Origin of the sequence: Flavobacterium sp. FPG59, assembly GCF_002150205.1 — a bacterium.
In the GTDB taxonomy this organism is placed as follows: Bacteria; Bacteroidota; Bacteroidia; order Flavobacteriales; family Flavobacteriaceae; genus Flavobacterium.
Map to the genome: position 1 here is coordinate 23659 of NZ_MTCA01000002.1, position 11954 is coordinate 35612.

Genomic DNA, 11954 nt, shown 5'->3' on the forward strand with positions numbered 1-11954 from the left:
AGTGTTGAGGAGTTGTTTTTAGCCAAATATTAATACGGCAAAGTAATCGTTTTTATGAAAAAAATAATTTTCTTTGCTTACTAAAATTAAAAAAAATGAAGGCATACAAAGCACCTTATGTAATAGCTGAAATAGGATGTAACCATAAAGGAGATATGGTTATTGCAAAGGAATTGATTCATATTGCAAAGATTTTTTGTAATGTAGATGCCGTAAAATTTCAAAAACGCAACAACAAAGAGTTACTTACTCCAGAGCAGTACAATTCCCCTCATCCCAATAGAGACAATTCGTATGGCGATACCTATGGAGCGCACCGTGAGTTTCTAGAATTCACAGTGGAACAACATGCTGAGTTAAAAGAATATTGTGAATCAGTTGGATTAGTATATTCTACATCAGTTTGGGATGTAACATCAGCTCAAGAAATAGCCTCTTTAAAACCTGAATTCATAAAAATTCCATCGGCATGTAATAATAATTATGCCATGCTCGAATGGTTATGCGACCATTACAAAGGGGAAATTCATATTTCGACAGGAATGACAACGCAAGATGAAACGAAAGACATTGTTGACTTTTTCGTGAAAAAAGAACGCAATAAAGATTTGGTTTTATACAATTGTACTTCAGGATACCCAGTTCCATTTGACAGTGTTTGTTTGTTAGAAATTAACGCTTTGCAAAGTAAATATGGTGAAGTTGTAAAACAAATTGGTTTTTCAGGTCATCATTTAGGAATTGCTGTAGATGTAGCTGCCTATACCTTGGGAGCAGCTATTATTGAACGCCATTATACTTTGGATAGAACTTGGAAAGGCACTGATCATGCTGCCTCTCTTGAGCCTATGGGTATGCGCAAGTTGACACGAGATTTAAAAGCAGTTTACCAAGCGTTGTCAATGAAGGCAACGGATATTTTGCCAATTGAACAAGTGCAAAGAGATAAATTGAAGAATAGGAAGACTAACGCTTAATCAATTATTACTAAATCGAGGTGATAAGGATTGAGTCCTGTTAAAGTGAATATGAAAGATATATTTAAATTTGGTATTAAAACAGATAGGATTTATGGGCTGGATATTCTTCGGTGTTTTGCAATTCTTTTCGTTGTAGCTAGTCATGGCAATAATCTTTTGCCATTCATGGACTGTGAAATTTTGTCTTATTTGATTTTTGATGGTGTTAGTATCTTTTTTGTTCTTAGTGGCTATCTAATTGGCGGGATTTTAATAAAATTGTTAGATAAAAATAAATTGACTTTTACCCTTTTGGTTGGTTTTTGGAAGAAAAGATGGCTAAGAACCTTACCTGTTTATTTTTTAGTACTTACAGTGCTTGTCTCATTAAATTTAATTGTGAAACATAGTTTTAGCTTTGCATATTTAAAATATTACATATTTTCACAAAACTTGTTTTCAGCACATCCATACTTTTTTCCTGAAGCTTGGAGTTTAAGTATTGAAGAATGGTTTTATCTTATATTGCCAATCTTATTAGTTTTTTTCATAAATATTCTAAAATTTTCTACAAAACATTCATTCCTTATTTTAACACTAACTATAATTGCTACGATCAATTTATTTAGATTTTATCTTTATACTAATCTTGAGGTTAGTAGTTTGAATGATTGGGATTTATTATTTAGAAAACAAGTGTCAACAAGATTAGATAGTTTAATGTTTGGTGTATTTGGTTCCTATCTTTCATTTTATCATCAACGTCTTTGGGAAAGGCAAAAACAATTTTATTTTATAATTGGATTGGTCATATTGTTTTTTGTACAGTTTAGAACTTTTAATATTAGTTCCTTTGATTTATATGAATGTGTTTTTTCGTTTTCAACTGCATCAATAGGCACTTTATTATTGTTACCTTACTTATGTTCTATAAAAACTGGTAGTGGATTTCTTTTTAAATGTTGTACACTCATAAGTTTGATATCTTATTCAATGTATTTAATAAATTTAACGCTTGTACAAGATTGGATTTTAAAATTGTTTGATCTAATAAGTGGGTTTAAAAACGATGGTCATTTTTATTACGGAGTAAGATATTTGTTATATTGGATTTGCACTATTTCTTTGGCATTTTTGATGTATAAATTTTTTGAGCTTCCCATCATGAAATTGAGAAAAGATAAATAATAAAAAATAGAAGAATAGAAATATATTGTTAAATATTGCTTTTAAAACTTTTAGTGGAATGTGTTGATTTTCATGGTTTTTGTTAAGTGTGAATTGCCTCTATTTTATTTTATTACGATCATATTATATAAGTTTTGCACCCATTGCTTCAAGTGTTTTAGGCAGAGTAACGAAGTAAAAATGTATCGAAAAGTCGTATTGGATAACCGTATCTACGATTACTTTACATTTTGCAACAGAAATTCACGAAGCTATATTTTAATTTCTTAATTGAATCAACAAACTTCAACAGAAAAAGCAGTAGGTTTGTACGATTCAAAACGATATGGATCTACTTTTGTAAAGATTAAAACCAAGCATGCATGAATAAAAAAGTTTTTGTTTTTTTTCCAGATGGAGTAGGGTTGCGCAATTTTGCATTTACTCAGTTTAAGGAATTGGGAGAGGAACGCGGTAATACTATTGTATACTGGAATAACACGGTATTTTCACTTGAAAAAGAATTGGGTTATAAGGAATTACCACTCAAAAATCATAAAATACATCCACTAACACCTTTGTACACTCGAGCTAGAAAGCATGTTGAACTGAATGTATCTCAAAAAAAATTCAAGGACCCCGTTTACGCCACCTATAAATTTCCCTTTAGTTACAAAGGAATCAAAAATATTTTAAAGAGTGTCTTTACCCAAATACTCATTGGCTTTAACTCCTCTGAGGCAGGTATAATTCGCATTAGAAAACGAATCAATAGTTTAGAACGTTCTACAAAAAAATACCAGTATTGCAAAGCCCAGCTTCAAGCCCATAAACCAGATCTTGTTTTTTGTACCACACAGCGTGCCACACAATCAATAAGCGCATTGCTTGCTGCCCAAGATTTAGGAATTCCTACAGTAGGTTTTGTCTATTCTTGGGATAATGTTCCAAAGGCGATGCAACTCATAGAAACAGATTTTTATTGTGTTTGGAGTGATCTGATGAAAAAAGAAGTATTGACTTATTATCCGTTTATCAAAGAACATCAAGTTTTTGTAACTGGGACTCCACAGTTTGAACCTCATTTTGATACGCGTTTGGCACAAAGCAGAATGGATTTTTGTAACCAACATAATTTGGATTATCATAAAAAGTACATCTGTTTTTCGGGCGATGATGAAACTACCTCACCACTGGATCAGTTTTATTTAGAGGATTTGGCGCAAGCCGTACGAAGTTTAAACAGTAAAGGACATAATCTGGGAATAATTTACAGGAAATGCCCCGTAGATACTACCACGAGATATGAAAAAATAGTACAGCAATACCAAGATGTTATTGCTGTGATAGACCCTTTGTGGACCTCCAAAGGAACACAATGGAATGAAATTTTACCCACAAAAGCTGATTTAGGTTTGTTGTATAATGTATGTGAACATTCAGAATTTGTGGCCAATGTGTGTTCCTCAACTGTTTTTGATTTTGTTTTGCACAACAAATCCTGTTTGTATTTTAATTACGAGCAACCTCAATTGAAAAAAGGCATTCGGGATATAGGCCAAAACTATAACTATGTTCATTTTAGGAGTATGCCCAGCCCAGATGCTGCCGTTTTTTGTACCCATAAAAAAGATTTAGAATTCTTTGTTGAGCAAATTTTAGAAGAAAAAGTATCCAATGTTTCAGTAGGGAAAAAATGGTTTGATATTGTTGCGTCAAATCATCCATCAGTTGCGTCTAAAACTATTTGGGATACCATAGAAACTATTTTAAAAAACTAATATGTTTTTCAATTCACTTGCCTTTGCGGTATTTTTGCCCATTGTTTTTATCTTGTATTGGTTTGTTTGTAATAAAAACAAGTCCTATCAAAATGCACTTCTTATTGTAGCGAGCTATTATTTTTATTCGTGTTGGGACTGGCGTTTTTTATTTTTGTTAATTTCCTCCACGTTTTTAGATTATTACACGGGGATTCAAATAGAAAAAAGCAGTAGTAAAACGGCGCGCAAATTTTGGTTTTGGCTTAGTATAGCAATCAATTTAGGATTTTTAGGAGTATTTAAGTACTACAATTTCTTTGCTGATTCGTTTTCTCAATTACTAAATGGTTTTGGTTTTAAAACCAGTCCATTATTACTCCATGTGGTGTTGCCAGTAGGGATTTCTTTTTACACCTTTCACGGCTTATCTTACGTGATTGATATTTATTACAAGCGCATCAAAGCTGAATATAATTTTGTAGATTATTCCTTATTTGTGAGTTACTTCCCTTTGCTCGTGGCTGGTCCTATTGAGAGAGCGACCCATTTATTACCGCAAGTAAAAGTGAAGCGCAGTTTTGATTATCAAAAAGCTAAAGAAGGTGTATTTCAGTTCGTGTGGGGATTAGTCAAGAAAGTGGTCATTGCGGATACTTGTGCAACTTATGCGAATGCTATTTTTGATAATTACCCGTCTATGAATACCTTATCGCTCGTGTTGGGTGCTGTATATTTTGCGTTCCAAATATACGGTGACTTTTCGGGCTACTCTGATATGGCACTTGGAATGTCAAAATTGTTTGGGATTGATTTGTTAAGGAATTTTAATTACCCCTATTTTTCAAGAGATATAGCTGAGTTTTGGAGGCGTTGGCACATTTCGCTTTCTTCTTGGTTCAAAGATTATTTGTATATTCCGCTAGGAGGTAGCTCAGGAGGTATGGGTATGAAAATTAGAAATACCTTTATCATTTTCTTGGTTAGTGGTTTTTGGCATGGAGCCAATTGGACTTTTGTTGCATGGGGTTTTATCAATGCCTTGTACTTTTTGCCCTTGTTGATTTTAAATCGCAACCGTTCGAATATGGAAACGGTTGGTTTAAATTGGAATTTTAGCGGTATTAAAGTATTCTTTAGCATGCTGACTACTTTTGCTTTAACCTGTTTGGCTTGGATATTTTTTAGGTCCAAATCTATTGAGGCTGCCTATGAGTACATCGTACGAATGTTTTCGAATCGTATTTTTGAAATACAGTATTTAGAGAATCAAAGGTATAACTATGAAATTTTACTTCTGATAGTAGCTTTTGTTCTTGTAGAATGGAAAAATCGTCAGCAAGTAGAACCTATTTCTGGAAAATACAGTTATTTAAGGCTGAGTCTTTGTCTTGTTGCTATTGTAGCTTTAGGCACTTACGCTGATTATAAAGAATTTATTTATTTTCAGTTTTAAAAATAAATAAGATAAGAAAACCTCAAATTCAACCTCGAAAAAACAAATAATGAAGCAGTTTTTAATTTTTATTGGCAAAACACTCTTGATACTCCTTTTGTTAGCAGTGATCTTGGATGTTTTGTACACCTCTGTTTATTTGCAATCCTCCACAAGAGGAAAGATAGAACAGGTTTACAACTCAAAAGCTCAAAAATTTGATGTGGTTATTTTGGGATCCTCAAGAGCCAATAATCATTTTGTAACTCCATTGTTTGAACAAAAAGGGTTGCACGCTTTTAATTACGGAATGAGTGGTGGACATCTTTTTGAAGCCTCACTGCTATTAAAATTAATGATCGAAAAAAAGTATGTTATAAAAAATGTAGTTTTAGAAGCGGATTTGAATCTCTCCAACGAAAAGCGTGACGAGGGAGTTTCATCACATTTTCTACCATTTTTGCATCAATCTCAAACTATAGCAAATCATTTTTCGAATGAAACTGATTTTGCATCCATGTATTATCTACCGTTTTATAGGTATGTAGCATTTGATGCAAAAATAGGTTTTAGAGAGTTATTTAATGTAGTGCAACAAAAGCCTACGACTTTACTAGATAATTCAGGGTATTATCCTTTGTACAAAAATCCAAAGGCAAATATGAAGAATGATTTGACCAACTTAAAGCCTTTGAAAAACAAATACTTTGAAGAAATAAAACAGCTTTGTAAAGAGAATAACATTAACTTTATTGCTATCATGACGCCTATGTGTAGCAATACCAAAGGCATGAATTATTTTGAAAAAGTAAAGAAATTATATCCTGAAATTCATAATTATGAAAATGTGGTGATTGGAGATCAATATTTCTCATCTTGCGGACATTTGAATGATGCAGGAGCTAGAAAGTTTACCTCAGTTGTAATTGAGGATTTTTTTTAACAGTAAAGAACACAAAATTAAATAGAGCAGAATAAAAACGTCTATGGGTTAGAATAATACACTGGCCAATAAACTTGTAATCCATACCTTATGCACATTGCTTTTCTTACGCCAGAATATCCTCATAAGCAAGTGGCTCACGCTGCAGGTATTGGCACAAGTATTAAAAACTTGGTAGTAGCTTTAGCTAAACAAAAGATTAAGGTAACGGTTATTGTATATGGTCAGGCGGAAAATGCTCAACTTGACGAAAATGGAGTAACGATACATATTTTAAAATCAAAAAAATACCGATTTCTAGGCTGGTATTTGCATAGAAAATACATTCAGGATTATGTAAATGATTTGATAATCACCGAAAAAATTGATCTTCTTGAAGCACCTGATTGGACAGGGATTACTGCTTTTATGAAACTAAAAGCGCCATTGGTAATTCGTTTTCATGGTAGTGATACCTATTTTTGTCATCTTGAAAAGCGCAAACAAAAATGGAAAAATTTTTGGTTCGAAAAGCAAGCTGTTAAAAAAGCCAAGGCGTTTATAGCTCCCACAGCTTACGCAGGAAGAGTATCGAAAGAATTATTTGGAATTAAAAACAAAACTGTAAAAACCATTCATTATGGGTTGGCATTAGAAGATTTTCAGAATCCAAATCCAACACAATTTGATAATGGACTGTTATTGTACATAGGCACTATTATTAGAAAAAAAGGAGTTCTGGAATTGCCTGCTATTTTCAATATCGTGCGTACGAAATTCCCAGTGGCCAAACTGGTTTTGATAGGTGGAGATGCATCTGATATAGCAACGGGAGCAACCTCTACTTGGGAGTTATTGCAGCAAAGTTTTTACAGTGAAGACGTAAAAAATGTAACGTACTTAGGGAAAATACCGTATCAAGAAATCCAAAAACACATAAAACAAGCACAAGTATGTATTTTTCCTAGTTATGCAGAGACCTTAGGAATGGTGACAATTGAGTCTATGGCTTTGCAGAAACCTGTGGTAAATACCAATATTGGGTGGGCGCAAGAATTAATGGTAGATGCTGATAGTGGTTTTTTAGTGCATCCTGCAGATCATCAACAATTTGCAAATCGTATTCTAACTGTTCTGGAGCAGCGGCAACTTGGTATTGAAATGGGTAAGAATGCTAGCCTATATGTACAAGAACATTTTGATATCGAAAAAATTGTAGAGCAGAATATTCAATTTTATAAATCAATTCTTAAGAAGTGATAATAGTATATCATAGAGATAGTAAAGTTACTGCCGTTGATGGAGTTTCACCTGTGTTTTTTTCAAAGTTAAATAGAAGCAATATTGCGCATACTTTATTTCTTATAGCTAGGGAAAATCCAAATGCAAAAATAGTTTGGTGTCATGAAACCGTGAAGAAAAAACTGAATCTAACAGCCTTAGATGCGCTTTCAAAGCATAAAAATGTGATGTTGAGTTACAAAGGAGCAGCAGATTTGCCTTTTCAAAATGTAGTAGGTTATATAGAGCAATCTCCCTTTATAAAAGTCAATCACACCGTTACGTATCCTACGTGGTGCATGAGTTCAACCGTGGGAGTGATACACGCCTCGGTACTAGAGCGCTATAAATCACAGCTTAAACCCAATGTGAATTTGGATTATTTTTTGTGTTCTATTGCAAAAATAGGAATGATCAAAGGCCTATTTTGTTATGCTGCACCACAATTATTGTTTGATAATCAAGATGTAATTCATGAAAAGCCTATTAGTACCTTTGCAGCTTTTAAGTTTGTGAGTCAGCATTTTAAAAAGCAATGGGTGTTCTTTTTATTTTTTATGATGTTGGTTTATGAAAAACAATTGGCTTTTTTTCCTCTTTTAAAGGCCTTGTTTTTTAAAAGTCGCTTGCATATGGACCTTAATTTTGAGTCCTTAATGACAGATGCTGCCCAAGATGCTCAAGAGTTGCCTTCTATTGATGTTATCATTCCTACTTTGGGAAGGAAAGTGTATTTATATGATGTACTTCTAGATTTGGCTGCCCAATCTCATTTGCCTGTACATGTAGTTGTGATTGAGCAAAATCCTATTGCTGATAGTATTTCAGAACTAGAATATTTGCAAGAAAAAAACTGGCCTTTTGTTATAAAACACGTCTTTACACATCAAACGGGTGCTTGCAATGCACGAAATCTAGCTTTAGATCTAGTGGAAAGCGAGTGGGTATTTCTTGGAGATGATGACAACCGATTTGGACAACATTTGATTCGGGATGTGTTACAAAACGCAACAAAGTATGGCATAGAAGCTATAACTACTGCTTATTTGCAGCAGGGTGAAACTCAAATATTCAATACCATTCATCAATCGGGTATTTTTGGGTCGGGAAATAGTTTTGTAGCTGCACCATCCTTAAAAAACATTCGTTTTGATAAGGCATTAGAATTTGGTTATGGAGAGGATACTGATTTTGGTCTACAATTAAGAAATTCAGGTTGTGATATTATTTATTTTCCCAGTTTAAGAATCACGCATCTCAAAGCACCATCGGGAGGTTTTAGAACGCCACTGCCTCAATTATGGGAACAAGATTACCTCCAGCCGAAACCATCACCAACTATATTGTATGTGTATTTAAAACATTTTACCTTAGAGCAATTAAAAGGTTTTAAACTCTTACTTTTTTTTAAGCTTCTAATAAAAGAACCCATTTTAAAGAGTATTCTTTTTGTTCGTAATTTTAATAAAAAATGGGAAAGAAGCATTTTTTGGGCACAAAAATTAAAAATAGGACAACATGAGAATTAAATACGCCTATACTAAATTACTCAAAAGATGGGATGATTTTAAACAGCATCCTTTAACAAAAGATGATGTTTTGAAAGCTTTTTTTAGATATGTTTCGTTCAATAGTATTCAAAGTTTACATCCTAAACCAAGACAATATGATTGGATTGATGGTTTGAAGTTTTATGCTCAAAAAGGAGATGCAGGTATTGTGGCCAATATTTATTATAAACTATTTGACTACGAAGATTCTATGTTTTTGTTGCATCATTTAAAACCGAATGAGCTGTTTGTTGATGTTGGAGCAAATGTGGGACATTTTACTTTACTGGCAGCTGGAATATGTCAAGCAGATGTAATAGCTTTTGAACCAATACCATCCACATTTGTAAAATTGACAAAAAATATAGACTTAAATAATCTTTCGCAAAAAATTACAGCACATAATATTGGAGTAGGCGAAAAGGAATCCTTTTTGAATTTTACACAGCATAAGGGAGTCATGAATGCAGTTGCTTTAGACCAGGAATCAGGATGTGTTTCTGTTGAGGTAAAAAAACTCGACACAATTTTGGCTGATTTTGCCCCAAATTTCTTGAAAGTTGATGTTGAAGGTTATGAATATTTTGTTCTAAAAGGAGCAACAGAAATACTAAAGCGTGAAAGTCTAAAATATATTATTATTGAGTTAAACTCGTCTAATTTGAAATTTGGTCATACCAACCAACAAATATTTGAATTATTACTTTCGTTTAATTTTGTACCAATTCGATACGATGTGGAGAATAGAAAGTGTATTGAAATGGAGAGTTTTAACACGTTGACATTCAATACTATTTTTATTAAGAAAAGCAAATAATACAAATGGTCAAGATCTATACCAATCATCTGTTTATAACCCCTGAAAACCGGAAAGAAGTTTTTCCGTTGTTGTTTGATTTGTGTTATACAGATAATAGTATTTTGCATACCCTTTACGAGTTCGTACCAACTATTGAAGCGTGTGACGTAGCAATAGTTCCGGTAAATTTGCGACGGTTTGGTACTCGTAATGATTTAAATCAATTTATTTCTGAGGCCCAAAAAAAGCATAAAATAGTTTGGCTGTATTCTGGTGGAGATTTTGGACTAACATTAGACTCGGCTGTTCATGTATTTAGAAACGGTGGTTTTCATTCTAAGTTACCAAGCACTACTTTTATTTTGCCGTCTTTTATCAATGACCCCTTTCAAAATAAAGATCAAGGAGTAGTTGCTATTCCTAAAATTGCGTTGCCTCAAATAGGGTTTGTGGGGCATGCAGCTAATTCAATTACTAAACAGTTAAAAGAATTAATTGGGTATTGTAAAAATAATTTAGATATAATTTTAAATCGGGAGCAAGCTGATTTTCAAAGGTTTTATCCTTCTAGTACAAAACGTTATCATTTTTTAAAACAATTATCAAAAAGTGAAAAAGTAGCAACTAATTTTATTTTGAGAAAAAATTATAGTGCTGGTGCAAAAACAGTTCAGGACAAAGCCATTGCAAGACAGGAATTTTTTGATAATATTGCTGCTAATCCGTACACGTTTTGCATGCGTGGAGCAGGAAATTTTTCGGTTAGGTTTTATGAAACGTTGGCCATGGGAAGGATTCCCGTCGTGGTAAACACGGATATTCGATTGCCCCTAGATGATCAAATTGATTGGAGTAAACATTGCATAATGGTATCTGAGGAAAACATGATACAAGAGTTGGTTGCTTTTCACACTGATATTGAACCAAAAGATTTTATTCAAATGCAAATTGATAACCGTAATTTATGGCTGAATTTTTTAGAACGAGAAGCTTATTTTAGTACTATCTATGGAATTTTTAAAAATAAAATAAATGAAGTTTAGTCTCATTATATGTACTTACATGCGCCCACAAGCCGTGGTAAAACTGTTGCTATCTGTTGCGAAGCAGGCCCTTTATCCGGATGAAATTTTAATTATTGATGGGAGTGAGAATCAAGATACGGAAAATGCTATTGCACAACATAATTTTGATAAGGTGGCTTATTACAAAGTAAATGAATCAGAAAGAGGTTTAACAAAGCAAAGAAATTTTGGAATTCAAAAAAGAGCTAAAAATTCTCAAGTAATTTGTTTCCTTGACGATGATACCGTTCTTTCTCCAACTTATTTTTTTGAGATTATACAAACTTTTAAAAGTAATACAAATATTGTAGGGGTAGGTGGCGTTGCCACTAACGAAAATAAATGGCAAGAAAAAAAACAGAATATTTCTTATCATCCTAATTATTTTTATCAATGGGAAAATTACGTTTATCCCGAGGGATTACGTAATGTAGTTCGCAATTATCTGGGTTTGTCTTCTCCATTACATCCGGGAAAAATGCCTAATTTCTCTCATGGTCGCACTTGTGGTTATCCCTTGACAGGCAAAATCTATGATGTAGATTTGTTAATTGGTATGGCAATGTCCTTTCGGGCAAGTGTTTTTAATGAGTTGCAATTTTCTACTTATTTTGAAGGATATGGTTTATATGAAGATGCTGATTTCAGTTTGAGAGTCATGCAATATGGTAAAAATGTTATCAATACAAAGGCTCAATTGCACCACTATCACGAACCTTATGGTAGACCAAATCAATATAGATATGGTAAAATGGTTGTTCGAAACGGTTGGCACGTGTGGCGAGTGAAGAATGCAAATCCTAAAATCAAGGATAGGCTCAAGTGGCATGTAATTACAGTTTTGTTATTGTGCATCAGAGGTACAAATTCTTTGAGAGGCAATGATAAAAAAGCTGCATTTTTAGAAACCATAGGTAGAGTTGTAGGATGGATATCGGTTTTATTATCTCCGCCGCATGTACAAAATAAGAACTATGGAGAGCTTTAATAAAATTGCAAAAGATGCGCTAAGAATTC

Annotated in this window: 10 protein-coding genes; all 10 read left to right on the forward strand. The window is 33.3% G+C overall.

All coding sequences use genetic code 11. The annotated features are described in order from the left end of the window. Positions 1 to 95: 95 nt before the first annotated feature. The 10 genes from FPG59_RS00415 (at position 96) to FPG59_RS00460 (ending at position 11925) form a co-directional block, all read left to right on the forward strand. Positions 96 to 977 (forward strand): N-acetylneuraminate synthase family protein, encoded by an 882-nt coding sequence (locus FPG59_RS00415; RefSeq protein ID WP_086452649.1) that lies wholly within the window; start codon positions 96 to 98, stop codon positions 975 to 977. Between the two features lie 51 nt (positions 978 to 1028). Next, complete coding sequence (locus FPG59_RS00420) at positions 1029 to 2147, forward strand: acyltransferase (protein ID WP_086452650.1); 1119 nt, start codon at positions 1029 to 1031, stop codon at positions 2145 to 2147. A 362-nt stretch (positions 2148 to 2509) separates the two neighbouring features. Continuing rightward, positions 2510 to 3907 carry a UDP-glycosyltransferase gene (locus FPG59_RS00425; RefSeq protein ID WP_086452651.1) on the forward strand — a complete coding sequence of 466 codons (1398 nt, stop codon included), beginning with the start codon at positions 2510 to 2512 and terminating at the stop codon, positions 3905 to 3907. 1 nt (position 3908) lies between these two features. After that, complete coding sequence (locus FPG59_RS00430) at positions 3909 to 5342, forward strand: MBOAT family protein (protein ID WP_086452652.1); 1434 nt, start codon at positions 3909 to 3911, stop codon at positions 5340 to 5342. 49 nt (positions 5343 to 5391) lie between these two features. Next, positions 5392 to 6264: a hypothetical protein gene (locus tag FPG59_RS00435; protein WP_086452653.1), complete on the forward strand. Its 873-nt coding sequence runs from the start codon at positions 5392 to 5394 to the stop codon at positions 6262 to 6264. Between the two features lie 90 nt (positions 6265 to 6354). Further along, positions 6355 to 7503: a glycosyltransferase family 4 protein gene (locus FPG59_RS00440; protein ID WP_086452654.1), complete on the forward strand. Its 1149-nt coding sequence runs from the start codon at positions 6355 to 6357 to the stop codon at positions 7501 to 7503. After that, positions 7500 to 9053 carry a glycosyltransferase family 2 protein gene (locus FPG59_RS00445; RefSeq protein WP_086452655.1) on the forward strand — a complete coding sequence of 518 codons (1554 nt, stop codon included), beginning with the start codon at positions 7500 to 7502 and terminating at the stop codon, positions 9051 to 9053. Before FPG59_RS00440 ends, FPG59_RS00445 begins: the two co-directional genes overlap by 4 nt. Continuing rightward, positions 9043 to 9891: an FkbM family methyltransferase gene (locus FPG59_RS00450; RefSeq protein WP_086452656.1), complete on the forward strand. Its 849-nt coding sequence runs from the start codon at positions 9043 to 9045 to the stop codon at positions 9889 to 9891. Before FPG59_RS00445 ends, FPG59_RS00450 begins: the two co-directional genes overlap by 11 nt. Before the next feature lie 5 nt (positions 9892 to 9896). After that, positions 9897 to 10916, forward strand: coding sequence for an exostosin family protein (locus FPG59_RS00455; RefSeq protein ID WP_086452657.1), 1020 nt, complete (start codon positions 9897 to 9899; stop codon positions 10914 to 10916). Beyond that, a complete protein-coding gene (locus FPG59_RS00460) occupies positions 10906 to 11925 on the forward strand; it encodes a glycosyltransferase family 2 protein (protein ID WP_086452658.1) in 1020 nt (339 codons plus the stop codon). The genes FPG59_RS00455 and FPG59_RS00460 overlap by 11 nt, the downstream gene beginning before the upstream one ends. Positions 11926 to 11954 lie beyond the last annotated feature (29 nt).